Below are 22,742 nucleotides of genomic sequence, written 5' to 3'. Positions count from 1 at the left end.
CTCCGGGTCTGTGAGCTCGCGGTGGCGATCAGCGAGGCCCAGCGGCGTGAGATCGCGGAGATGGATTGGTTGATCGAGGACATCGACAGCAACGGCGCCGCGACCACCGTGGAGGAGGCAGAGGCTCGCCCGGTTCCTGAGTACGACGACACCGCAGACCTCGAATGCCCCATCGATTGACCGGCCAATTCGCAGCGCGAAATGTCGCCACGTCTGCACGCAAGCCGATGGGTGGATTCTAACGGGCACCCCAGCCGCTATCGGGGGCGGCAGAGGGCACGCCATCTCAAGCAATCATGCCGAGGTGCTTCTAAATCTGCACAACGGGACGCGTCTGTCCGATGTCGTTTCGGCGCACAACCATGGACTGAGCAGCTCCACTATCTTTTTCCGGCACGCCACGGTCGCGACCACGCGAAGTAGCATCGACAGAAGGGGTCCCCGCGGCATCCTCTGGAAACCGCACCCGAGTCCCCCACCAAACGCAGGAGCCCTTCGATCAAGGAGCACCGATGCCCACAGCACAGACCGGCCGGGTCCTCGTGGTCGATGATGAGGTCGATCTTGCCCTGCTGATCGAGGGGTATCTGCGTAAAGCCGGGTTGGACGTTGCAGTGCGCCATGACGGACCCGAGGCGGTCGCCGCGGTGCGCAGCTTCGATCCGGACGTGGTGGTGCTGGATCTTGGACTGCCCGGCATCGACGGGATCGAGGTGTGCCGGCAGGTGCGCACCATTTCGGAGTGCCATGTGCTGATGCTCACCGCCCGGGATGATGAGATCGACAAGATCATCGGACTCTCGGTAGGCGCTGATGATTACGTGACCAAGCCCTTCAGCCCCCGCGAACTCATCGCCCGGGTCCAAGCCATGCTGCGCCGAGCCCGCACCCACAACACGGAAGCACCCACCGCGCCGGATGCGCCAGGTCAGAAGCTCGTGATCGAGGACTTGGTGGTGGATGAGGCAGCCCGCAGAGTGCAGCTGGGGGGTGAACCGGTGGCGTTGACCCGGATCGAGTTTGATCTGCTGGTGTCTCTAGCTACTCACCCGCACCAGGTGTTGTCCCGGGCTCAGCTGGTGGAGCTGGTCTGGGACACCGCTTGGACCGGGGAGGACCATCTCGTGGATGTCCACATCGGGCGCATCAGGAAGAAGCTCAGCGATGATGCCTCTGACCCGAGGTTCATCCACACCATCCGTGGGGTCGGGTACCGGATGGGCACTGGCCGATGACCTCCACCGAGAACGACCGCGGGTGGTCATGGGGCCCGTTGACGGTGCGGTTGATGCTGGCCCAGACCGCAGTGCTGGTGATCGGGCTGATCATCGTGGTGGTCACCGCTGTGCTGGTGGGGCCCTCCATGTTCTACCGCGAACTTGTCGAGGCCGGTCACGCCTATGCAGCCACCGGGCTGGTCCACCTAGAAGATGCCTTCCGCTCGGTGATTCTGACTGCTCTGGTCATCGGCGGCCTACCGGCCTTGTTCATCGCTGGGCTGCTCAGCTTCTACCTCTACCGCACCATCGGCCGCTCCCTGTCCTCATTCAGCACCGCCGCCAAGGAAGTCGCTGCTGGCAACTACGAGGTGGACGTCAACTCCACGAAGCTGGGCCCGGAGTTCGACTCTCTAGCGACTTCCTTCAACGAGATGGCTGCCAGGCTCGCCGCCGTGGACACCACCCGGCGCCAATTGTTGGCCGATCTGGCCCATGAGATGCGCACCCCCTTGGCCAGTCTGAAGGGCCATCTGGAGGGCATCGAGGACGGGGTCGTGGAATGGGATGCCCGGACGATCGGTATCTTCAACGCTCAGATCGCCCGCATGGAACGGCTCGCCCGCGATATCCGGCAGCTCACCGCCGACGAGGAGGCCACGGCCAAGCTGCAGCTCACCCTCGAGGACCCCGCAGGGCTGGCCGCCCAGGCGGTCGCGGCCATCGAGCCCGCCGCCGCGGCAAAGAACATCTCGGTGGCAACCAGCAGCGCCGGCCCGCTTTCAACCCCAGTGCCGTTGGATCCGGAACGCACGGGTCAGGTCCTGGGCAATCTGCTGGAGAATGCCTTGGGCCACACACCGCCCGGAGGTGGCATCACCGTGCACACCGAAAACACACCAGACGCGGTCACCGTCACCGTCACCGACACCGGGGAGGGCATCAGTCCTGAGAACCTTCAGAATGTCTTCGCGCGGTTCTACCGCGTCGAGACTGGCCGTGAAGCCCACCGCGCGGGCTCAGGGCTGGGGCTGGCGATCAGCAAGTCCCTGGTCGAAGCCCAAGGTGGAACCCTGGAGGCGACCAGCGACGGGCTCGGTCACGGAGCCAGTTTCCACATCCGGATTCCCCGCACCCCGGCCCCGCAGTAAATCGGGCGCCCCTGATGCGTCTCACGGGCCACCGCGCCACTGGGAGCATGTGCCGGAGCCGGGTGTACTCCGTGTTGCAGGCGCGGGGGCTCAGGTCTGGCTGCCCCGACCTCCGGCGACGTTTCGAGATTGACCTTCAGCTCCTGACACCAACCGTCGAGTGCCCTTCACACTGGTGCTGACCACCTTCTCCAAGGGCCCTTGCCCCAGCGACCGCTGCCAGAGGATCGCGAACACGGCTGCGACCACCAGGTGGATCACGAACCACAGGTAGGGCTGGTCGTAGTGGACCTCGAACGAGAGGGCGACCAGGTGCACGGTGTACAGGGTAAAGGTCATCGCGCCCATCGCTGAGAGCGGCAACAACCATTTGCCGACCTTCGGAGCGATCAACAGACACACCCCCAGCACGATCAGGCTCACCCCGAGGCTGGCCATGATCGCCAGCGGCGTGTTCGTGTGCGGGGTCGTGATGGCCAGCCACCATCCGGTCGAGGCCGGCAACGAGTCCGGGCCCCAGATCAGGACTTCATTGAGCTCGTACTCACTCATTCCGGAAGCACTCAACAGTCGCTGGTACCCACCGAAGGCGTAAAGCAGGATGGATGACGTGAAGTAAGCGAAGATCGTCAGCCCCACTCCCACCACCAGCAATCGAATCTGCACGGCGGTCTCCCGCAGATTCAGTCGCCCCAGTCCCAGACCGACCAGCAGATACGCCATGTATGGCAGAGCCGGATAGGTGCCAGTGAGCAGCAGTTGGGAGGCGATCGCTCCGGGTTCGGTCAACACGTCGATGAACGTGGGGTTATACGAGCTCCACACAGGCAGTTCGCTAGCAAGATTCTGCATGAGCATCGGGGACACGATCCCGAACACCGCCGCGGAGGCGAATAACGCTTTAGGACCCATGTGGAGGAACGGGATCGCCAGCAGGAAGAACACACCGTAGTAGAGCAAGATGCCGTATGCCGGAGGATCTTCCGGCATCACCGTGCCGGTCCACAGGCCCACGACGGCGATCAGCAGCGCCCGGACCAGCAGACCGACCCGGTCAGCGGTCATCCTCCTGCCTTGATGTGGGTTCCGTCCCCCGGAGGTCAGCGCAAGCCCCACCCCGGCGAGCAGCGCGAACAACGCCGCTGAGTCCCCGGAGAACAACCGCCAGGACCAGCTGGCTTCGCCGGTCTCTTCGTTCCACGCTGGCAGCAGGTGGATCGCCATCAGCCCCAGCAGGGCGAGTCCTCGTGCTGCGTCGATGCCCACCAGCCGGGCTCTGGACCGCACCGGAGTCTCCTCGACACCTGCCGTCCCAGTCTTTGAGGTCTCACGCATGTGTATCCCTTTCCGGTCCGTCCCTGAAAGGGGCGGTGAAGTCTGCAACCGATGTCTGTCCCAGGAATCCCCGGGAGTATTGGTTCCAGAGTGCCTGCTGCACTTGGAGCCGCAGTCGCGGGAACCTCAAGATTTGGTAAAGAGAATCCCGATGCCACCGGTGAGGAGCTGTGAGACCGGCGGTGGAGGCTTGAAACTGCGCGCACGGTCCAGACTGATCACTCGGCACCACGGAACGACAGCTGACGTCGTCACCGCTAAACGTCCTGGGCTGGCGAGGTTCTGAGGCACGAACGACACCTGCCGGCCAATGCCCGTAAGCCGGTCGCTCACCGGCCACTCCCCCACCCCAAAACCACTCCAAATAGACACTGGGCTTAGGGTGCACGTATACCCCGCCCGATTAAAAGCACGGTGAAGGTCCCTTATCTGCAACACCAGGGCGCATGACTGGATTGCAGACCGGATACGCCCGGGTTTCGACCACCGGGCAAGACCTCACCGCGCAACGCGAAGGACCCATCGCCCTCGGTGTCGACGCCGATCAGGTCTACGTCGATCACGGACTCACCGGCACCAACCGAACAACGTCTACGTCTCAGAAACCCACAGCTTTATAAGACACGGTCGTTCAGACGAGACCGGACGAGCTCTCAGCGTCGCGATGTGGTTGAGTCCACGCCTAGCGTCGGCCTGCTAGGGCTCGCTCCAGCGGGATGCTGCCGTTTTGCCAGGGCGTCAACACCCACACCACCAAATACGCTCCGACTCCCAACACCGGAAGCAAGAAGGACAGCAGGATCACCAAGCGGACCAACCACACGTTGAGTCCGAACTTCGCGGCGAGGCTTCCCCCGATGCCTCCGACGACGCGCCCAGGTCCACGCCGGTATCCGAGCCTGCGGATAGATTTAAAGAGTTTTTCCATGCCTGTGATAATACGCGAGTCCCACCCGTCCGCCCCGGCGCCGCCGAATCGCTTCGGCATCTGATCACCCAGATCCGGACAGTGCTGGCCCGGCCGATCCTGGAGGCCTGTGCGCACTGAAGTTCAGTCAGCGCTGCGGCGGCAGACCCGCGATGACCTCGTGGTCTGTCTCGATCAGTCCGACCTTGGCCGCGCCGCCGGGGGAACCGACCTCGTCGAAGAACTCGACGTTGGCGCGGTAGTACTCGGACCACAGCTCGGGCACATCGTCTTCGTAGTAGATGGCCTCCACCGGGCAGACCGGTTCGCAGGCGCCGCAGTCCACGCATTCATCGGGATGGATGTAGAGCGAACGCTCGCCCTCGTAGATGCAGTCCACAGGGCATTCGTCGATGCAGGCCTTGTCCTTCAGATCCACGCAGGGCAGCGCGATGATGTAGGTCATCGGGTGGCCTCCTGGAGCGCCCGGGAGATCTGCACCATCTCCTCACGCGAGACCACCTTGACGCGTTCGCGGGTGGCGCCGTCGGCCAGCTGGTGCTTAGTCCCGAGGCGCTGCTCGTGGGCGTCCAGGGCCAGCCATCCCTCCCAGGAGGTCGTCTGCACACCGCGCTCCTGGAGCAGCTCGACCACATCCGCATCGGGCGCCTCGGGGTCAGTGAGCTGCGGCAGGTCCTCGAGCAGATTGGAGATGGTCTCGGCGGCGTCGCTCTTGGTATGTCCGATCAGTCCTACCGGGCCGCGCTTGATCCAGCCGGTGGCGTAGAGCCCGGCCATGGGCTCGCCGTCGGCGTCGATCACGCGTCCTCCGCGGTGTGGGATCACGCCGCGGTCGGCGTCGAAGGGCACCTCCGCCAGCGGGCTGCCGAAGTACCCGACGGCGCGATACACGGCCTGAACCGCGTAGTCCAGATGTTCTCCGGTACCGCGCGCATTGCCGCTCCCGTCGAGCTGCTGGCGCTCGAACCGGATGCCGGTGACCTCGCCGTCCTCACCGGTGATCTCCACCGGGGAGTGCAGGAAGTGCAGGTGGAGCCTGCGCGAGGCCGGCTGCACCTGCGGGTCCGACTGCCGCTCCTCCTGCTCGAGCAGCCAGTTCGTCAGCGTGCCGACCATGGTCTTGACCTGGTTGTTGGACTTGATCAGGGCGTCCGAGGCGTCGTCGAACTCGAAGTCCTCCTCGTAGAGGACGATGTCGACGTCACGGCTGTGCGAGAGTTCGCGCAGCTCCAGCGGGGTGAACTTCACCTGGGCCGGGCCGCGCCGGCCGAACACATGGACATCGGTGACGGCCGAGGATCTCAGGCCCTGGTAGACGTTCTCCGGGATCTCCGTGGTGAGCAGGTCCTCAGCGTGCTTGCTCAGTATACGTGCGACGTCCAGGGCCACGTTGCCATTGCCCAGCACGGCGATCTGCTGGGCGTGCAGCGGCCAGCTGCGCGGGTAGTCGGGGTGACCGTCGTACCAGGAGACGAAGTCCGCTGCGCCGAAGGATCCTTCCAGCGCGATCCCGGGGAGGTTCAGCTCCGCGTCACCGATGGCGCCGGTCGCGAAGATCACCGCGTGGTAGCGCCGCCGCAGGTCGTCCAGGGTCAGGTCCGTGCCGTAGTCCACATTGCCGATGAAGCGGATCCTGCCCCGGTCCATGACCTTGTGCAGCGCCTTGACGATGCCCTTGATCCGCGGATGATCCGGTGCAACCCCGTACCGGATCAACCCGAAGGGCGCCGGGTATCGATCGAAGAGGTCGATCGCGATGTCCTCCCCGTCCTCGGATCGGGAGAGAAGGTCTGCGGCGTACACGCCGGCCGGGCCGCTGCCGATGATGGCGATGCGAGGGGTCTGCTCAGTCATGGTGGGATCTCTCCAGGGAAGCGCCTGCCAGGGCAGGGGCGGGGATCTCGAACGTAGTGGCCTCGGGTGCGGAGATCTCGGATGCGGGGATGGTCGAGGTGGGGAACTGGGGCCAGTCGTGGGCGAGGGTGACCACGTCGCCGACGACGATCACGGCGGGGTTCTGGACGCGCCGCTCCACGGCCAGGTCGGCGATCCCGCCGAGCCGCCCCAGCGTCACTCGCTGGTCCGGGGTGCACCCGGACTCAACGATGCCCACCGGGGTCTCGGCGTCGAAGCCGTGGACCATCAGCTGCGTGGCCGAGCGGCGGAGAGTCTTGACCCCCATCAGGATCACCAAGGTGTGCCCCGAGGCGCGCGGCACGACGTCGAGGTCCTCATGCCCGGAGATCACGGTGAATCCCCGGGAGAGGCCGCGGTGGGTCAGCGGGATCCCGGCTGCGGCCGGGACCGCGATCGCTGAGGTGATGCCCGGGACGACTTCGATCTCGATGCCGAACCGGCGGCAATGCTCCCGCTCCTCCGAGCCGCGGCCCAGGATGTATGGATCGCCTCCCTTGAACCGCACCACGCGACGGCCGGCGAGCGCGTGGGTGACCAGCAGAGCGTTGATCTCATCCTGGGTGGCGGCGTGGTTTCCCGGCGCCTTGCCCACATCGATGACCTCCACGTCGGGAGCCAGTTCCTCGAGCAGCCCACGGGGTCCGAGCCGGTCGGCGATCACGACGTCGGCGAGGCCGAGCAGCTCACGGCCGCGGACCGTGACCAGAGCGTCATCGCCGGGGCCACCTCCGACGAGCGCGACGGGACCGATCGTTGGGCTGGTCGTATTAGTCATGAGTTCAACCAATCTTCGTCGCTGTCCGGCGCGGTCGCGTCGGCGTCCTGTGGATCGCGAAGCTGGATCATCGCCGCGGCCAGCGTGTTGCCGTCCGCAGGGTCGATCAGCAGCCCGGCACCGGTGCGTTTGGAGACCGAGTAGTCATCCACGGGAAGCACCGAGGCGAGCCGGAGGGTCACGGTGCCGATGTCGTTGAGCTGCAGCTGATCTGTCGGCCCGGAGCGCAGCGTGGTGAGATCGAGACGATCGCTCACCTCGGTCACCAGGGCTTTGATCGTGGCGGTGCCGTGTTTGAACAGCACCCGGCTGCCGGCGACGGCGGGACGCTGGTGCAGCCACGCCACCTGCAGGGTCACCTCGTCGAGTTCGACGGCGGGGCGCTGCGGATCGGTGAGCACGCTGCCGCGCGCGACGTCGTGGTCTCCGGCGAGACGGATGGTCAGCGACTCCCCCGCAGCGGCGACCGCTGATCCGGTGCCAGGTGTCCCTGCCGTCGACGTCCCTGCCGTTGATGTGTCAGCCGCGTGCTGTGCCTGCAGCGTGGTGCGTTCCAGCGCCGTGACCTCGGTGAGCTGAGTGCCAGGCTGGATCCGCACGCTGTCGCCGGCCCGCAAGGTACCGGTGGCGATCTGCCCGGCATATCCCCGATAGCCGTCATGAGCGCGGATCACGCTCTGGACCGGAAGTCGCAGCGGCTCGGCCCGGCGCGCAAGGGCGTCGGCGTCGGGGAGCTGCTCCAGGATCGGCAGCAGAGCCTGTCCGCTGTACGCCGAGGCACCTGTGGTGTGCGGGGTGTACCAGGGGGTGCGGGTAGAGGTGGTGACGACGTTGTCCCCGTGCAGCGCGGAGACCGGTACGACGATCGGTTCTGGGCCGCCTGGGGACCCATTGCGCTCAGGGTCGCGCAGCTCCCGGGCGACCCGGAGGATGTCACGCTCCACCGCACGGAAGGCCTCCTCGCTGTAGTCCACGGCGTCGATTTTGTTGACCGCGACGATCACGTGCTCCACCCGCAACAGGGTGGCCACCGCGAGGTGCCGTCGGGTCTGCTCGACGACGCCGTGGCGCACGTCCACCAGCAGCACCACGGCATCGGCGGTCGAGGCGCCGGTGACGGTGTTGCGGGTGTACTGGACGTGGCCGGGGCAGTCCGCGAGCACGAAGCTGCGCCGATCGGTGGCGAAGTATCGATAGGCCACGTCGATGGTGATGCCCTGCTCGCGCTCATCGCGCAGCCCGTCGGTCAGCAGCGCGAGGTCAAGGGCCGGCCCGGCGTCGGGATCGTCCCCAGGACCAGAGTCGGCGGGGGCGGCGCCGAAGCCTCGCTCCGCGGAGCTGCGGGTCACGGCGGCGAGCTGGTCGGAGAGGATGGCGTGGGCGTCGTGGAGCAGCCTGCCGACCAGCGTGGATTTGCCGTCGTCGACGCTTCCGGCAGTGGCCAGGCGCAGCAGCGTGCCCGGGGTGGGTGCGTGGGTCATCAGAAGTATCCGTCCTTCTTGCGGTCCTCCATGGCGGCCTCGCTGAGCCGGTCATCGGCGCGGGTCGCCCCGCGCTCGGTGACGGTGGCACTGGCGACCTCGTTCAGGACCAGGTCATTGGTGGTGGCGCTCGAGCGCACGGCACCGGTGCAGGACATATCCCCCACGGTCCGATAGCGTACCCAGAGCCGTTCGACGGGCTCGTCCTCCGCGGGCAGGCTGTGGGGTCCGACGGCGCGGACCATGTTGTCGCGGTGGAAGACCTCACGTTCGTGGGCGTAGTAGAGCGAGGGCAGCGCGATGTCCTCGAGCGCGATGTAGCGCCAGATGTCGAGCTCGGTCCAGTTGCTGATCGGGAAGGCGCGGACGTGCTGACCGGGCCGGTACCTGCCGTTGTAGAGGTTCCACAGCTCCGGGCGCTGGTTGCGCGGATCCCACTGGCCGAACTCATCGCGCAGCGAGAGGATCCGTTCCTTGGCCCGGGCCCGGTCCTCATCGCGGCGCGCGCCGCCGAAGAGTGCATCGAACCGGTGATCCGCGATGGTGTTCAGCAGCGGCACGGTCTGCAGCGGGTTGCGGGTTCCGTCGGCGCGTTCCTGCAGGGCGCCGGTGTCGATGAGCTCCTGCACCGAGCCGATCACCAGGCGCAGACCGTGACGCTCCACGGTGCGATCGCGAAACTCGAGGACCTCGGGGAAGTTGTGCCCGGTGTCGATGTGGACCACCGGGAAGGGGACGGGACCGGGGGCGAAGGCCTTGATCGCGAGGTGGAGCATCACCACCGAGTCCTTGCCGCCGGAGAAGAGCATCGCGGGTCGATCGAACTCCGCCACGACCTCACGGATGATGTGGATCGCTTCGGCTTCCAGTCGTGCCAGCACCGCGGTGCCCGCAGGTGCCGGCGGAGCGGTCGGTGCCTCAGTGGAGAGCGCACTGGTCATGGGGTGGCCTTTCGGTATGGGTCAGGCGAAGCAGAGGATGGTCGGTCTGACGACGGCGCCGCCGCCGGGGAGTCGACGGAGCGTCTGCAGGGCTGGGGCGCCCCGCGGCGGGTGCGGCTAGGCCGTCGCCTCGTTGGTGTGGATGCCGCATTCGACCTTCCCGGATCCGGCCCAGCGGCCCGAGCGAGGATCCTCCCCCGGCGCCACCGGGAGGGTGCAGGGCTTGCACCCGATCGAGGGGTAGCCGTTGTAGAGCAGCGGGTTCACCGGCAGGCCGTTGCGCTGCGAATGCTCCACCAGGTCATCGAAGCTCCAGGTGGCCAGCGGGTTGACCTTGATCAGGCCGTGCAGCTCGTCCCAGGTCACCAGGGGCGTGTCGACCCTGGTCGGCGCCTCGTCGCGACGGACACCGGTGAACCAGAGCCGGTAGCCGGTGAGCACCTCGTCCAGCGGGTCCATCTTGCGCATCCGGCAGCACGCGGCTGGGTCGGTAATGAACAGGTCCTTGCCGTGGACCCGGTCCTGCTCGGCCACGCTCAGTCGAGGCAGGACATCGACGACCGTGACGTCGAGCGCGCGAGCCACCTCGTTGCGTGCCGCGATGGTCTCCACGAAGTGATATCCGGTCTCCAGGAACAGCACGTCCACGCTGGGAAGCTGGTCGGCGACCAGGGCCGGCAGGACCGAGTCCTGCATGGAGCAGGCCACCGCGACCTCACGCGGGGAGAAGTTCTCGGCCACCCAGGCGATGACGTCCTCGGCGCGGGCCTCCCAGCCCAGCGCCTCCGCCCCGGATGTGGCGAGGGCGCGGGCCGCGTCAGTCCTGGATGTGAGGTCGGTGCTGGATGTGGGGTCGGTGCTGGTGATGCTGGTGCTCGGCGTCGACTCCGTCATGAGATGGCCTCTTTCCGGGGTTCCTCGAGCTGCGGCTCTGGTTCCTCCAGCTGCAGATGGTCCTCGTCCACCCGGTGGGCCCAGGCTGCGAAGGTCTCATTGGAGCTGTCCCGGGTGCGCAGGTAGCGACGGATCAGCGCCTCGGTGTAGTCGACCAGCCCCTCCACGGTGACCTTCAGGCCGCGGACCGTCCGTCCGAGCCCGGGATCCTCCCGATCGGAGGAGGCCAGCCCACCGCCGAGGTGGACCTGGAAACCCGGTGTCTTCTCGCCGTCGGGGTCGGGCAGCAGCTGTCCCTTCAGCCCGATGTCGGCGGTCTGGATGCGGGCGCAGGAGTTCGGGCATCCGTTGATGTGCAGGGTGAGCCGCTCGGGAAGCTGGTCGGCCACGTCCGCGAGCCGGATCTCCAGCGCGGAGATCGTCTTCTGGGCGGTGGTCTTGGTCTCCACGATCGCCAGCTTGCAGAACTCGATGCCGGTGCAGGCCATCGTGGATCGGCGGAAGACCGTGGGATCGGGGTCGAGTCCCAGGTCGCTCAGCCCGGCCTTGACCGTGGCCAGGTTCTGCTCGGGCACGTCGAGCACCACGAGCTTCTGGTGCGGGGTGGTGCGCAGCCGGAGGGACCCGTTGGCCTCCAGCAGCTCGGCCAGCTTCACCAGCAGCTCCCCGTTGACCCGGCCGACGACGGGAGCGGCGCCGATGTAGTAGCGACCGTCCTTCTGCCGGTGGACGCCCACGTGGTCCCCCGGTCGGCTCGGCGCGGGAGCAGGCAGCCCGTCCCGGAGCCTGTGGCCCAGGTACTCGTCCTCGACGACCTGCCGGAACTTCTCCGGTCCCCAGTCGTTGAGCAGGAACTTCAGTCTCGCCTTCTGCCGCAGCCGCCGGTAGCCGTAGTCGCGGAAGACCTGGGTCACCGCGTGCCACACATCCGGCGCCTCGTCCTCGGTGGTGAAGACCCCGAGGCGTTCGGCCAGCCTGGGGTTGGTGGAGAGTCCCCCGCCGACCCAGACGTCGTAGCCCGGGCCGTGTTCGGGGTGGACGACGCCCACCAGGCCGAAGTCGTTGATCTCATGGACCACGTCCTGGCTGGGGTGTCCGGTGATCGCGGTCTTGTACTTGCGCGGGAGGTTCGAGAGCGTGGAGTCCCCGATGTAGCGGAGGGCGATCTCAGCGATCACCGGCGTGGGGTCGATGATCTCCTCCGCGCAGATGCCGGCCACGGGAGAACCCAAGATCACCCGCGGAACGTCTCCGCAGGCCTCCGTGGTGCCCAGGTCCACGGATTCGAGACGGCGCCAGATCTCCGGGACGTCCTCGACCCGCACCCAGTGCAGCTGGATGTTCTGCCGGTCGGTCAGATCCGCGGTGTTGCGGGCGAAGTCCACGGCGATCTGACCGACCACGCGCAGCTGCTCGGTGGTCAGTGCGCCGCCGTCGATCCGGACCCGGAGCATGAAGTACTTGTCGTCGACCTCCTCCGGGGGCAGCGAGTTGTGCGCACCGGCCGGGACGCCGGGGCGTCGCTGGGTGTAGAGGCCCCACCAGCGGAAGCGGCCGCGCAGATCATCAGAGTGGATCGAGTCGAAGCCCTCCTTGGAGTAGACCTGTTCGATCCGCTCGCGGACGTTCAGGCCGTCATCGGCCTGCTTGAGCTCCTCGTTGTGGTTCAGCGGGTCCTTGCCGTCGATCTTCCACTGGCCGTTGGGTCGTGGGGATGAACGGTCGGGCCGCCTACTGGCGGTGGACGTGGTAGCTGTATCGGTCGACAAAATGCCTCCATCGTTCCCGGCGTGAGCACCCGGCGTGTGCATGTAAGTTCCGGGTTGCTGCGGCGTCGTTGAGCCAGGTCTCTCAGCCGCTCTGGATGGTTGGTCGCCCTCGTGCGGTGCGATAGGTCCACACTAAAATACAATGCTGAACTTATCAATTATGTGTGTCATTAAAGTTCACGTTGCGATGCACTGTGGATCGCATGATCCCCATCATGGACCCACTGGCCGAACCCTCCGGGGAAGAGCACCGGGTCGAAGCCTGCCGCGCTGAGCGCGAGCACCGCATGCGTGGAGTGAACTCCGGAGGCGCAGTAACAGTAGACGGGGCTTCCGGGCTCGACCCCGAGCTCCAGGTAGCGCTGCCGCAGCTGGGCAGCCGGAAGGAGCCGCCCCCGGTTGTCGACGTTCCCTGAGACCGGGGCGTTCAGCGCCCCCGGGATGTGGCCGTCACCGGCGAAGCGCTGGACGGAGCGGGCGTCGGTCAGCTGCGCCTCGGGTTCGAGGGCCGCGATCTGATCCAGGTCGGCGGTCTTCATCCCCCCGAACCTGATCGCCGTCTCCGTGGCCTCGGGCAGCTCGAAGCCCTCGGCGAGTGCATGCCCGGCCTGGGCCCAGGCGCGCAGCGAGCCGTCGAGCACCCGCACATCGGTCAGGCCCGCATGACGCAGCAGCCACCAGGCGCGCGCCGACGAGAAGTTCTTCACGTCGTCATAGACCACCACGGTGTCCTGGGGTCCGATGCCCCAGCGGCGCACCGACTCCTGAAACGCGGCAAGGTCGGGAAGCGGATGCGGGCCCTCTGCTGCGCGCCGGTCCGGGGCGCTGAGCTCGTACTCCAGGTCGACGAACACGGCCCCCGGGATGTGCCCGGCCAGGTATTCGGGAAGGCCCTCCGGGCGGTCTTGACGCCATCGAACGTCGAGCAGGGTCAGCGGCGCACCGGTGCGCTGGAGGGCACGGAGCTCCTCCACGGTGATGCTGACCTCCCGCGAGGCGGGCGCGCCGGTCATGGCGCCCCCTGCAGCTCGGCCACGGAGGTTGGCACGGACGCGGAGGTCGGCACGGGGACGGCCTGGAGATACCGGTCCAGCACGAGGTCGACCAGCTGAGCCGGAGCCGTCGGCCGACCGGGAGCCAGCAGCGGCTCGGTGGTCAGGTCGGCGCCGGTCGATTCGAGCAGGGTCTGGAAGTACCCCGGGGCCAGCAGGTAGCTCGCCACCACCACGCGCTGCCTGGGATGCTCTGCGCGGGCCTGGGCCACGGCCGCGGCGACGCTGGGCTGCGCGAAGGAGAGGTAGGACTCGTGGACCGTGACTCCGAGGTGGTGGGCGAGCATCGCGGCGGCGGCTTCACAGTCGCGGACCGCGGAGGCGTCCGAAGAGCCTGCCGCGCCGAGGATGATGATGTCCCGGTCGGGATCGGCGCCGATCTCCCCCAGTCGGTGGGCGAGCAACTCGGTGAGTCGATCGTCGGGTCCGAGCGCGCGGCACAGCGCGGCCGGTCGGGTGAGGTTCTGCATCGCCTCGCGCAGATCCACGTTGACGTGGAACCCGGTGGAGAGCAGCAGCGGCACGATGGTCGCCCCCATGCCCGCAGGAAGGCTGTCCAGGGTGGTGTCGACATCGGGCTGCTGCACGTCGACGTGGCCGAGCCGCACGGTGGGCCGGGTCGCCGGTGGGATCTTGGGCGCAGTCTCGGGTGACGCTGGGGCGTGGAGCCGGTGGGCGACGTCGTCGATGAGCTGACGCATCACCGCCTGGCCGCGCTTCGAGGAGGTGCCGTGCGATATGCCTACGAGCGCTGCTGTCTGTGTTCGCATAGGTGCACAGTAGTGGTCGGCCCAAGAAGATGCATCAATATGAACATTGATATGAACGTTTGTTTCCTAGAGTGCCGGTCGGCGCGCAGCGAGAGCGGTGAGAGCGGCGGGGCGGCTAGCCCCGGCCCTCGGCGAATCCGGTGAAGCGCTGCGCCACTGCGGCTCCCTCGTCGGCCTCGGTGGTGACCACCATGATCGTGTCGTCTCCGGCGATGCAGCCCAGGATCTCCGGGAGCCCGGCGTGGTCCACCGCGCTGGCGAGGAACTGTGCCGCCCCTGGAGGTGTGCGCAGGATGACCAGGTTCGCGCTGGGCTCGGCGGAGACCAGCAGGTCCTTGCACAGCGCGATCAGTCGCGCCGTCGTAGTCGCGTCGGTCTGATCGGCCTGCAGCTCACGGTCGTGTCCGTCGGAGGGCACCGCGTAGATCAGCGCACCCTGCGTCCCGCGCACACGAGCGGCGCCGATCTCCACCAGATCCCGGGAGAGCGTCCCCTGGGTGACGGTGACGCCGGCGTCGGCGAGGCGTTCGGCCAGCTCGGCCTGGGAGCGGACCTGGGAGCGCGAGATCAGCTCGCGGATCTTCGCGTGCCGGGCGGTCTTGGTGGTGGGAGCCATCTCAGCGCTCCGCCGCGCGGACCAGCTCCACGGTCTGGGCATCGGCCAGCCCGGAGTGCACCAGCAGCCAGGCCATCAGCGCCTTCTGCGCGTGCAGCCGGTTCTCCGCCTCGTCCCAGACCACCGACTGCGGACCATCGATGACCTCGGCGCTGATCTCCACTCCGCGGTAGGCAGGCAGGCAGTGCAGGACGACGGCGCCCGGTGCGGCATGTGCCATGGCGGCCGCGTCGACCCGGTAGTCCCCGAAGAGCTGCATCCGCTGCTGCTTCTCCTCCTCCTGCCCCATCGAGACCCAGGTGTCGGTGGCCACCGCGTCGGCGCCGGTCAGGGCCTGGACCGGATCCGAGGTGATCAGCACCTTGGCTCCGGTCTGCTCGGCGCGGGCCTGGGCGGCGTCGATGATGTGCGGCTCGGGCAGGTAGCCGGCGGGACCGGCGATGCGCACGTCCATGCCGGCGTTTACCCCGGCGAGCAGATAGGAGTTCGCCATGTTGTTCGCCGCGTCCCCCAGGTAGGCCAGTGAGCGGCCCGCGGTGGAACCGAGGTGTTCGCGCAGGGTCAGCAGATCCGCCAGCAGCTGGCACGGGTGATAGTCGTCGGAGAGCGCGTTGATGACAGGGACGGCGCTGTGCTGGGCCATCTCGTCCAGCCCCGAGTGGGCGTAGGTGCGCCAGATGATCAGGCTGACCATGCGGTCGAGCACCCGTGCGGTGTCCGCGATGGTCTCCTTGTGGCCGAGCTGGGACTCGCCGGGGTTGACCACCAGCGGGGAGCCGCCGAGGGCGGAGATTCCGGCGGCGAAGGAGAATCGGGTCCGGGTGGAGGTCTTGTCGAAGAACACCGCGGCCGTCTGCGGGCCGGCCAAGGCCTTGATCGCATACGGGTCGGCCTTCATCTGCGCGGCGAGGGTGAGCACCTGATCGAGCTCGGCGGGACTGAGGTCGAGGTCGGTGAGGAAGTGACGGACGGTCATGAGGTGCTCCTGCGGTGGATCTCGGGAAGGGCGTCGATGAACTGCTGGATCTGCTCCACGCTGATGATCAGCGGCGGAGCCAGGCGCAACGTGCTGGGCCCCGTGGCGTTGATGATGAAGCCGGCCTCCAGCGCGGCGGTGACCATGGCGGGCGCGAGCGCCGCGCCGGCCCCGGCAGCTTCCTCGGCATCGGCGGGCGCACCGGTGACGTCGAAGCCGATCAGCAGGCCGTGGGCGCGGACCTCGGTGACGAAGTCCAGGGCGGCAAGCCTGCTGGCCGCGTAGGCGCTGACCTCCCGGACCTGACGGAGCAGGTCCGTGGACTCGATGACGTGCAGGGTGGCCAGGGCGGCTGCCGTGGCGGCGGGATTGCCGCCGAAGGTGGTGCCGTGCTGGCCGGGGTTCAGCAGCGAGCTGGCGTGCTCGCCGAAGGTCAGCATCGCTCCGATCGGGAATCCGCCGCCGAGTCCCTTGGCCAGGGTCATCGCGTCGGGGAGCACCGGTACCGGACCCGCGCCGGAGGCGCCTGGGGCAGAATCCTCCCCTGGGACATCCGGGGCAGAGGCGAACCAGGATCCGGTGCGGCCGATGCCGGACTGAACCTCGTCGAAGATCAGCAGCGCCCCGGCCTCGCGGGTGATCTCGCGCGCCGCCTCGAGGTAGCCGTGGGGGTGGCCGTGGACCCCGGCCTCGCCCTGGACGGGTTCGATGATCACGGCTGCCACGGTCTCATCGACCGCAGCACGCAGCGCCTCGGCGTCGCCGGCGGGCACCCATTCGACGCCGCCGGGCAGCGGCTCGAAGGGTTCGCGATAGCTGGGCTTATGCGTCATCGACAGCGCGCCCATGGTGCGTCCGTGGAAGCCGTGCTCGAGCGCGATGATCCGTGGTCGGTCTGTTCCGCCGTGGCGGCGGGCGAGCTTGAACGCGGCCTCATTGGCCTCGGTGCCGGAGTTGGTGAAGAAGGCCTTGGAGCCGGCGGGGGCCTGGGCGAGGTGCAGCAGCTTCTCGGCCAGCGCGATCTGGGTGGGGCTCGTGAAGAAGTTCGAGATGTGCCCCAGTGTGCTCAGCTGGGAGGAGACCACGCTGGTGATCAGCGGGTGGGCGTGGCCCAGGGCATTGACCGCGATGCCGCCGAGCAGGTCGAGGTACTCACGACCGTCGGCGTCCCAGACGGTGGCGCCGGAGCCGCGGACCAGCACCCGCTGCGGGGTGCCGAAGACGCCGAGCAGCGATTCGGTGTAGCGCGCCAGCAGCTGCTCGCCGGGCTCCCCGGCAAGTGCCGCGGTGTTGAGGTCAGTACTCTCGAGATCGTCACTCCTGAGGTCAGCCCGGCGAAGGTCATTACCGTCCGCGCCTGCAGAGCTGAAGCCTGCGGAGTGTGCGGTGTGCGCGTCGGGCGTGCTCTGCGGGCTCATGCGGCCTCCTCATCGGGAACGATCTGGGTGCCGACGCCCTCGGTGGTCACGATCTCCAGGAGCATCGAGTGTGGCGCCCGGCCGTCGACGACGTGGGCGCGCGGGACTCCGGCCTCCACGGCCTTCAGCGCCGCGGTCATCTTGGGGATCATGCCTGACTCCAGGCTGGGCAGCATGGCACGCAGATCGGTGGCGCTCAGTGAGGAGATCAGCGAGGATTTGTCCGGCCAGTTGGCGTAGAGGCCCTCCACATCGGTGAGCATCACCAGTTTGGCCGCGCCGAGCGCGGAGGCCACGGCGGCGGCGGCGAGGTCTGCATTGACGTTGAGCACCTCCCCGGTGGGCGCGGCATCGGCGGTGGTGGAGTCGAACTCCGGGGCGATGGTGGAGATCACCGGGATGCGCCCGGCGGCGAGCAGGTCGGTGATCGCGTCGGGGTTGACCCCGCTGACCTCGCCGACCAGGCCGAGGTCAACGGTCTCGCCTTCGATCTCCACGGTGGTGCGGGTGGCGCGCAGCAGCGCGGCGTCCTCCCCGGAGAGGCCCACGGCGTAGGGTCCGTGGCTGTTGATCAGGCCGATGAGCTCGCGGCCGACCTGCCCGGTGAGCACCATCCGGACCACCTCCATGGCCTCGGGCGTGGTCACCCGTTGACCCGCGCGGAATTCGGATTCGATGCCGAGGGTCTCGAGCATCGCGTTGATCTGCGGTCCTCCCCCGTGCACCACGACCGGGTTGACCCCGACGTGGCGCAGGAAGACCACGTCCTCGGCGAAGGCGCGGCGCAGCTCGTCGTTGATCATGGCGTTGCCGCCGTACTTGATCACGATCGTCTCGCCGGCGAACTTCTGGATCCAGGGCAGCGCCTCGACCAGGACGGAGGCCTTCTCACCGGCGGAGCTCAGGCTCCCGGCGTCGCGCGGTTTCATGCTGGAGGTCATCGGGGTCCTTCTTCAGCTGGAGTAGGCAGAGTTCTCATGCACATAGTCATGGGTCAGGTCGTTGGTGAGGATCGTGGCCTCGGCGGCGCCGGCCTTGAGGTCGATGACGACCTTCACGTGGCGCCCGCTGAGGTCCACCAGGTCTCGGTCCTCGCCGATGCCTCCGGCCCGGCAGATCCACACCCCGTTGACGCTGACGTCGATGGTGGAGGGGTCGAAGTCCACGTCGGTGGTGCCGACCGCGGAGAGGATCCGGCCCCAGTTCGGGTCCTGTCCGAAGATCGCGGTCTTGAACAGGTTTGACCGGGCCACGGAGCGGCCTGCGGTCTCGGCCTGCTCCTCGGTGGAGGCGTTGATCGTGGAGATCGCGATCTCGTGGTGGGCGCCCTCGGCGTCGGCGATGAGCTGGGTCGCGAGGTCCTGGCAGACCTGGTTCAGCGCGGCCTGGAACTCGGCCAGATCCACGCCGGAGGGGTCGGCCTGCGGGTGCGCGCCCGAGGCCATCGCGATGACGGTGTCATTGGTGGACATGCAGCCGTCGGAGTCGGCGCGGTTGAAGCTGAGCCGCACCGCCTCGCGCAGCGCGGCGTCGAGGTCTGACTGCGCGATGACGGCATCGGTGGTGACCACCGAGAGCATCGTAGCCATCCCGGGGGCGAGCATGCCGGCGCCCTTGGCCATCCCGCCGACGGTGAAGTCCGCACCCGTCGCGGTGGAGACCTTCATGACCGAGTCGGTGGTCATGATGGCCTGCGCCGCCCGGTGCCCGGCAGTGTCGGCAGGCTCCAGCGCTCCGACGGCGGCGTGGATCCCTTCCAGCAGCGCGGGCATGTCCAGGCGCACCCCGATCAGCCCGGTGGAGCAGACCAGCACGTCGCCGGCGGAGACGTCTGCCCCGGTGGCCAGCAGCTTCTCGGCCACGACCTCGGCGGTCTGGTGGGTGTCGGCGAAGCCTGGGGCCCCGGTGCAGGCGTTGGCGCCGCCGGAGTTCAGCACCACGGCGTCGGCGCGTCCGTCGGTGATCGCCTGCTGGGACCAGAGCACCGGTGCGGCGGCGACCCGGTTGGTGGTGAACACGGCGGCAGCGTGCTTGTCGGGTCCGTGGTTGAGCACCAGCGCGACGTCGCGCGGCGCGTTGCCCTCGGCATCGGCGGACTTGAGCCCGGCGGCGACGCCTGCGGCGCTGAATCCGGTCGCGGCGGTGACACTCATGGGGAGACTCCCAGCAGGTTGAGCCCGGTGGTCTCGTCGAGACCCAGGGCGATGTTCATGGACTGCACGGCGCCGCCGGCTGTGCCCTTGGTCAGGTTGTCTGCGGCGGAGACGACGACGGCGCGTCCGGCGTGCTCATCGATGGCCAGCTGCACGGTGACGTGGTTGGAGCCCACCACCTGCTTGGTGGCGGGCCACTGGCCCTCGGGCAGCAGGTGGACGAAGGCCTCCCCGTCGTAGTGCTCGCGGTAGGCCGCGCGCAGCTGGGCCTCGGTGGTGCCGGGGGTGATCTTCGCGGTCGAGGTGGCCAGGATGCCGCGGGGCATCGGGGCGAGGGTGGGGGTGAAGGAGACCTGGACCGGGACCCCTGCCGCGTGGCCGAGTCCCTGTTCGATCTCCGGGGTGTGCCGGTGCACTCCGCCGACCCCGTAGGGACTCATCCCGCCGATGACCTCGGCGCTGAGCAGGTGGGGCTTGAGCGCCTTGCCGGCTCCGGAGGTGCCGGTGGCCGCGACGATCACGATGTCGGTGGGCTCGAGCAGTCCGGCGGCCAGCCCCGGGGCGAGGCCGAGCATGATGGTGGTGGGGTAGCAGCCGGGCACCGCGATCCGCCGGGCGCCGGCGAGCCGGGACCGCTGGCCCGGCAGCTCGGGCAGGCCGTAGGGCCAGGTGCCCTGGTGGGCGGAGCCGTAGAACTTCTCCCAGTCGGATGCTGATTCCAACCGATGGTCTGCCGCGGCGTCGATCACGATGGTGTCCTCACCGAGCTGGGCGGCGATCTCCGCGGAGGCCCCGTGAGGCAGGGCCAGGAAGACGACGTCGTGTCCGGCGAGATTCTCCGCCGTGGTGTCCACAAGCACCCGGTCCGCCAGTGAGAGCAGATGCGGCTGCACGCTTCCCAGCCGCTCCCCCGCGCTCGAATGGGCGGTGACTGCGCCGATCTCCACCTCGGGGTGGCCGGCCAGCAGTCGCAGGACTTCTCCCCCGGCGTACCCTGAGGCTCCGGAGACAGCGATCGAATAGGTCATGCGGAGCAGTCTAGGCGGATATATGCATCTTATCCAATATTTATGCATAATGCAGGCCCGCCGACTTCGCCGCTCCGGGCCTGCGTTGGGTACGCTTGCCGCCATGAATGAACAGACAGTTTTCCCAGAGGATCTGCCCGACAGAGCACGAGTGGTGCATGCCGAGCAGGCAGGCGGGACCGAGGTGCTCGTCGAGGCCCAGGTGTCGCTGCCTGAGCCTGGACCGAACCAGGTGCTGGTGGAGACTGCCGCAACAGGGGTCAACTTCATCGAGACCTACCAGCGCAGCGGGGTGTACCCCGTCGAGTACCCCTTCACTCCCGGCACCGAGGGCACCGGACGCGTCATCGCCGCCGGGGAGGGCGTGGAGTCGCTGTCCATCGGCCAGCGCGTCACCACGCTGGAGGCCTCGACCGGCACCTACGCCTCTCACTTCCTCGTCGACGCCGGCAAGGCCGTGCGCGTCCCGGACGAGGTCACCGACGAACAGGCTGCCGCGCTGCCGCTGCAGGGCATCACCGCCCACTACCTGGTCAACTCCACCTACCGGGTCTCCCCCGGCGAAACCGTGCTGACCCACGCCGGCGCCGGAGGGGTGGGCCAGATCCTGACCCAGCTGCTCAAGGCCAAGGGCGCCCGGGTCATCACCACCTGCTCCACCGAGGAGAAGGCGCAGATCGCGCAGGCCGCCGGTGCGGACTACGTGATGGGCTACGAGAACTTCGCCGAGCGGGTCCGTGAGATCACCAAGGGCGAGGGCGTCGCCGCGGTTTTCGACGGCGTCGGCAAGGACACCTACCTCGGGTCCCTGGACTCGCTGGCGATCCGCGGGATGTTCGTCCTCTACGGCGGCGCCTCCGGCCAGGTGCCTGCGCTGGACCCGCAGGAGCTCAACCGCCGCGGCGGACTGTATGTCACCCGTCCGGCCACGCACTGGTACCTGCGCAACGCCGAAGAGCGCAGCTGGCGCTATGCCGAACTCTTCAGCGCGCTCACCAAGGGCGACCTGAAGCTCAGCATCGGCGCCAGCTACCCGCTCAACGAGGCCGGTCGCGCCCACGATGACCTGGAGAACCGCCGGACCACCGGCAAGCTGCTGCTGAAGCCCTGAACGGGACGCCGCATGCCAGGTCCGGGGAGCCACCGGTGACCCAGCTGCTCTTCGCTGACTCTGCGCTGACCCCGGACGGGACGATCGGACCGTACTGGCTGCGCCGGGAGGCGGGGAGGATCCTCGAGGCCGGTCATGGCCGTCCCCCGGCGACGCCGGATGTGCACCTCAGCGAGGGGCTGCTGGTCCCCGGGTTCGTCGACGTCCACGCCCATGGCGGCGGAGGCGCGGCGTTCACCGAGGGTGCTGAGGCTGCCGAGACGGTCCTGGTGGCACACCGCCGCCGCGGCACCACGACCATGCTCGCCTCCCTGGTCAGTGCACCGATCCCGGCGCTGCTGGGCCAGGCGGAGCAGCTTCGACCCCTGGTGGAGACTGGCGAGCTCGCCGGGATCCACCTTGAGGGGCCGTGGCTGAGCCCCGCTCATCGCGGCGCCCACTCCGCCTCCCTGCTCAGCGACCCCACCCCGGAGGCCGTCTCGGCGGTGCTCGAGCACCCCGCGGCCTCACGGCTGCGCTATGTCACCCTCGCCCCGGAGCGCCCCGGCACCGTCGAGGCCACTGCCCGGCTGCGCGCGGCAGGGATGGTGGTGGGAATCGGGCACACCGGTGCCGACGGCGAGCAGACCCGCGCGGCCCTGGCCGCCGGCGCGAGCGCGGCCACCCACCTGTTCAACGGGATGAAAGCGCTGCACCACCGCGACCCGGGACCGGCGCTGGCGCTGTTGGAGGACCCCACTACCTTCCTGGAGCTGATCCACGACGGGGTGCACCTGCACCCGGAGATGGTCCGCTACATCTGGCATACCGCGAGCCGCCACGGCGGTGCGCGCAGGCTGGTGCTGGTCTCGGATGCCATGGCAGGCGCCGCCGCGCCGGAGGGGCGCTACGCCCTGGGCGCCCTGAATGTGGACGTGGCAGGCGGCGTCGCCCGGCTGGTCGAGCCCGACGGCACGCTGGGGGCGATCGCGGGCTCCGCGGTGACCCTCGCCGAGGCGGTCCGGCGCAGCATCCTCGACGCCGGCATCGCCCCCGAGAGCGCGCTGACGGCCGCCACCGCAAACCCCGCGGAGATGATCGGGCTCGACGACGTCGGCAGGCTGCTGCCCGGAGGACGCGCTGACCTGGTGCTGCTGGATCAGGACTGGCAGGTGCGCCGGGTCATGCACCGCGGCCGGTGGATCGACTGAGGGAATTCGGACGGTCCGCC

The 22,742-nt window shown here is 68.3% G+C and carries 20 protein-coding genes, 2 pseudogenes and 1 riboswitch; of the genes and pseudogenes, 5 read left to right on the top strand and 17 right to left on the bottom strand.

Annotated elements, in window-relative coordinates; genetic code table 11:
* From ACHAA4_RS12860 to ACHAA4_RS12850, 3 genes and pseudogenes are all read left to right on the top strand, one after another.
* Window positions 1-180: pseudogene (locus ACHAA4_RS12860) on the top strand (DUF305 domain-containing protein); the annotation flags it as partial.
* A 332-nt stretch (window positions 181-512) separates the two neighbouring features.
* Window positions 513-1,235: a response regulator gene (locus ACHAA4_RS12855; RefSeq protein ID WP_435774575.1), complete on the top strand. Its 723-nt coding sequence runs from the start codon at window positions 513-515 to the stop codon at window positions 1,233-1,235.
* A complete protein-coding gene (locus ACHAA4_RS12850) occupies window positions 1,232-2,368 on the top strand; it encodes a sensor histidine kinase (RefSeq protein WP_435774574.1) in 1,137 nt (378 codons plus the stop codon). The genes ACHAA4_RS12855 and ACHAA4_RS12850 overlap by 4 nt, the downstream gene beginning before the upstream one ends.
* Window positions 2,369-2,458: 90 nt before the next feature.
* On the opposite strand, the gene ACHAA4_RS12845 is transcribed toward ACHAA4_RS12850, so the two are convergent.
* The 17 genes and pseudogenes from ACHAA4_RS12845 to argC form a co-directional block, all read right to left on the bottom strand.
* Window positions 2,459-3,703: a heparan-alpha-glucosaminide N-acetyltransferase domain-containing protein gene (locus ACHAA4_RS12845; RefSeq protein ID WP_435774573.1), complete on the bottom strand. Its 1,245-nt coding sequence runs from the start codon at window positions 3,701-3,703 to the stop codon at window positions 2,459-2,461.
* Window positions 3,704-4,385: 682 nt separating this feature from the next.
* Window positions 4,386-4,631, bottom strand: a complete 246-nt coding sequence (locus ACHAA4_RS12835) for a PspC domain-containing protein (RefSeq protein WP_435774572.1) — start codon at window positions 4,629-4,631, stop codon at window positions 4,386-4,388.
* 127 nt (window positions 4,632-4,758) lie between these two features.
* Complete coding sequence (gene fdxA, locus ACHAA4_RS12830) at window positions 4,759-5,076, bottom strand: ferredoxin (protein ID WP_435774571.1); 318 nt, start codon at window positions 5,074-5,076, stop codon at window positions 4,759-4,761.
* Window positions 5,073-6,485: an FAD-dependent oxidoreductase gene (locus ACHAA4_RS12825; RefSeq protein ID WP_435774570.1), complete on the bottom strand. Its 1,413-nt coding sequence runs from the start codon at window positions 6,483-6,485 to the stop codon at window positions 5,073-5,075. The genes fdxA and ACHAA4_RS12825 overlap by 4 nt, the downstream gene beginning before the upstream one ends.
* Window positions 6,478-7,296: pseudogene (cobA, locus tag ACHAA4_RS12820) on the bottom strand (uroporphyrinogen-III C-methyltransferase); the annotation flags it as partial. The pseudogene cobA and the gene ACHAA4_RS12825, both read right to left, overlap by 8 nt.
* A gap of 23 nt (window positions 7,297-7,319) precedes the next feature.
* Complete coding sequence (locus ACHAA4_RS12815; protein WP_435774569.1) at window positions 7,320-8,804, bottom strand: sulfate adenylyltransferase subunit 1; 1,485 nt, start codon at window positions 8,802-8,804, stop codon at window positions 7,320-7,322.
* Complete coding sequence (gene cysD / locus ACHAA4_RS12810; RefSeq protein ID WP_435774568.1) at window positions 8,804-9,745, bottom strand: sulfate adenylyltransferase subunit CysD; 942 nt, start codon at window positions 9,743-9,745, stop codon at window positions 8,804-8,806. The genes ACHAA4_RS12815 and cysD overlap by 1 nt, the downstream gene beginning before the upstream one ends.
* A gap of 117 nt (window positions 9,746-9,862) precedes the next feature.
* Window positions 9,863-10,639 carry a phosphoadenylyl-sulfate reductase gene (locus ACHAA4_RS12805; protein ID WP_435774567.1) on the bottom strand — a complete coding sequence of 259 codons (777 nt, stop codon included), beginning with the start codon at window positions 10,637-10,639 and terminating at the stop codon, window positions 9,863-9,865.
* Entirely contained in the window at window positions 10,636-12,408 is a 1,773-nt protein-coding gene (locus ACHAA4_RS12800; protein WP_435774566.1) for a nitrite/sulfite reductase, read from the bottom strand. The genes ACHAA4_RS12805 and ACHAA4_RS12800 overlap by 4 nt, the downstream gene beginning before the upstream one ends.
* A 4-nt stretch (window positions 12,409-12,412) precedes the next feature.
* Window positions 12,413-12,510, bottom strand: a riboswitch (SAM riboswitch).
* A 68-nt stretch (window positions 12,511-12,578) separates the two neighbouring features.
* The gene (locus ACHAA4_RS12795; protein WP_435774565.1) at window positions 12,579-13,421 is read right to left on the bottom strand and encodes a sulfurtransferase; all 843 of its coding nucleotides are present in this window, start codon (window positions 13,419-13,421) and stop codon (window positions 12,579-12,581) included.
* Entirely contained in the window at window positions 13,418-14,230 is an 813-nt protein-coding gene (locus tag ACHAA4_RS12790) for a sirohydrochlorin chelatase (RefSeq protein WP_435774564.1), read from the bottom strand. The genes ACHAA4_RS12795 and ACHAA4_RS12790 overlap by 4 nt, the downstream gene beginning before the upstream one ends.
* 115 nt (window positions 14,231-14,345) lie before the next feature.
* Window positions 14,346-14,846 carry an arginine repressor gene (locus ACHAA4_RS12785; protein WP_435774563.1) on the bottom strand — a complete coding sequence of 167 codons (501 nt, stop codon included), beginning with the start codon at window positions 14,844-14,846 and terminating at the stop codon, window positions 14,346-14,348.
* 1 nt (window position 14,847) lies between these two features.
* Entirely contained in the window at window positions 14,848-15,822 is a 975-nt protein-coding gene (gene argF, locus ACHAA4_RS12780; protein ID WP_435774562.1) for an ornithine carbamoyltransferase, read from the bottom strand.
* Window positions 15,819-17,240, bottom strand: a complete 1,422-nt coding sequence (locus ACHAA4_RS12775; protein WP_435774561.1) for an acetylornithine transaminase — start codon at window positions 17,238-17,240, stop codon at window positions 15,819-15,821. Before ACHAA4_RS12775 ends, argF begins: the two co-directional genes overlap by 4 nt.
* Complete coding sequence (argB, locus tag ACHAA4_RS12770; protein ID WP_435774560.1) at window positions 17,237-18,181, bottom strand: acetylglutamate kinase; 945 nt, start codon at window positions 18,179-18,181, stop codon at window positions 17,237-17,239. The genes ACHAA4_RS12775 and argB overlap by 4 nt, the downstream gene beginning before the upstream one ends.
* A gap of 12 nt (window positions 18,182-18,193) precedes the next feature.
* On the bottom strand, window positions 18,194-19,393 hold the full coding sequence (argJ, locus tag ACHAA4_RS12765) for a bifunctional glutamate N-acetyltransferase/amino-acid acetyltransferase ArgJ (RefSeq protein WP_435774559.1): 1,200 nt from the start codon (window positions 19,391-19,393) through the stop codon (window positions 18,194-18,196).
* On the bottom strand, window positions 19,390-20,421 hold the full coding sequence (gene argC, locus ACHAA4_RS12760; RefSeq protein WP_435774558.1) for an N-acetyl-gamma-glutamyl-phosphate reductase: 1,032 nt from the start codon (window positions 20,419-20,421) through the stop codon (window positions 19,390-19,392). Before argC ends, argJ begins: the two co-directional genes overlap by 4 nt.
* 103 nt (window positions 20,422-20,524) lie before the next feature.
* Here argC and ACHAA4_RS12755 point away from each other — a divergent pair, with 103 nt between their 5' ends.
* Window positions 20,525-21,532 (top strand): quinone oxidoreductase family protein, encoded by a 1,008-nt coding sequence (locus ACHAA4_RS12755; RefSeq protein ID WP_435774557.1) that lies wholly within the window; start codon window positions 20,525-20,527, stop codon window positions 21,530-21,532.
* A 35-nt stretch (window positions 21,533-21,567) separates the two neighbouring features.
* A complete protein-coding gene (locus tag ACHAA4_RS12750) occupies window positions 21,568-22,722 on the top strand; it encodes an N-acetylglucosamine-6-phosphate deacetylase (protein WP_435774556.1) in 1,155 nt (384 codons plus the stop codon).
* The last annotated feature ends 20 nt before the right edge of the window (window positions 22,723-22,742 follow it).

This window comes from Nesterenkonia maliinae (genome assembly GCF_051262655.1).
Taxonomy (GTDB): Bacteria; Actinomycetota; Actinomycetes; order Actinomycetales; family Micrococcaceae; genus Nesterenkonia.
Note: the sequence above shows the minus strand (reverse complement) of the source record. Positions and strands in the feature narration are given on the sequence as shown.

Coding starts and splice junctions, on each gene's coding strand:
- ACHAA4_RS12835 (WP_435774572.1), bottom strand. CDS start 4,631: ATGGAAAAACTCTTTAAATCTATCCGCAGGCTCGGATACCGGCGTGGA.
- ACHAA4_RS12790 (WP_435774564.1), bottom strand. CDS start 14,230: ATGCGAACACAGACAGCAGCGCTCGTAGGCATATCGCACGGCACCTCC.
- ACHAA4_RS12795 (WP_435774565.1), bottom strand. CDS start 13,421: ATGACCGGCGCGCCCGCCTCGCGGGAGGTCAGCATCACCGTGGAGGAG.
- ACHAA4_RS12775 (WP_435774561.1), bottom strand. CDS start 17,240: ATGAGCCCGCAGAGCACGCCCGACGCGCACACCGCACACTCCGCAGGC.
- ACHAA4_RS12825 (WP_435774570.1), bottom strand. CDS start 6,485: ATGACTGAGCAGACCCCTCGCATCGCCATCATCGGCAGCGGCCCGGCC.
- argF (WP_435774562.1), bottom strand. CDS start 15,822: ATGACCGTCCGTCACTTCCTCACCGACCTCGACCTCAGTCCCGCCGAG.
- argJ (WP_435774559.1), bottom strand. CDS start 19,393: ATGAGTGTCACCGCCGCGACCGGATTCAGCGCCGCAGGCGTCGCCGCC.
- ACHAA4_RS12845 (WP_435774573.1), bottom strand. CDS start 3,703: ATGCGTGAGACCTCAAAGACTGGGACGGCAGGTGTCGAGGAGACTCCG.
- argB (WP_435774560.1), bottom strand. CDS start 18,181: ATGACCTCCAGCATGAAACCGCGCGACGCCGGGAGCCTGAGCTCCGCC.
- ACHAA4_RS12815 (WP_435774569.1), bottom strand. CDS start 8,804: ATGACCCACGCACCCACCCCGGGCACGCTGCTGCGCCTGGCCACTGCC.
- fdxA (WP_435774571.1), bottom strand. CDS start 5,076: ATGACCTACATCATCGCGCTGCCCTGCGTGGATCTGAAGGACAAGGCC.
- ACHAA4_RS12855 (WP_435774575.1), top strand. CDS start 513: ATGCCCACAGCACAGACCGGCCGGGTCCTCGTGGTCGATGATGAGGTC.
- cysD (WP_435774568.1), bottom strand. CDS start 9,745: ATGACCAGTGCGCTCTCCACTGAGGCACCGACCGCTCCGCCGGCACCT.
- ACHAA4_RS12755 (WP_435774557.1), top strand. CDS start 20,525: ATGAATGAACAGACAGTTTTCCCAGAGGATCTGCCCGACAGAGCACGA.
- ACHAA4_RS12785 (WP_435774563.1), bottom strand. CDS start 14,846: ATGGCTCCCACCACCAAGACCGCCCGGCACGCGAAGATCCGCGAGCTG.
- ACHAA4_RS12850 (WP_435774574.1), top strand. CDS start 1,232: ATGACCTCCACCGAGAACGACCGCGGGTGGTCATGGGGCCCGTTGACG.
- ACHAA4_RS12805 (WP_435774567.1), bottom strand. CDS start 10,639: ATGACGGAGTCGACGCCGAGCACCAGCATCACCAGCACCGACCCCACA.
- argC (WP_435774558.1), bottom strand. CDS start 20,421: ATGACCTATTCGATCGCTGTCTCCGGAGCCTCAGGGTACGCCGGGGGA.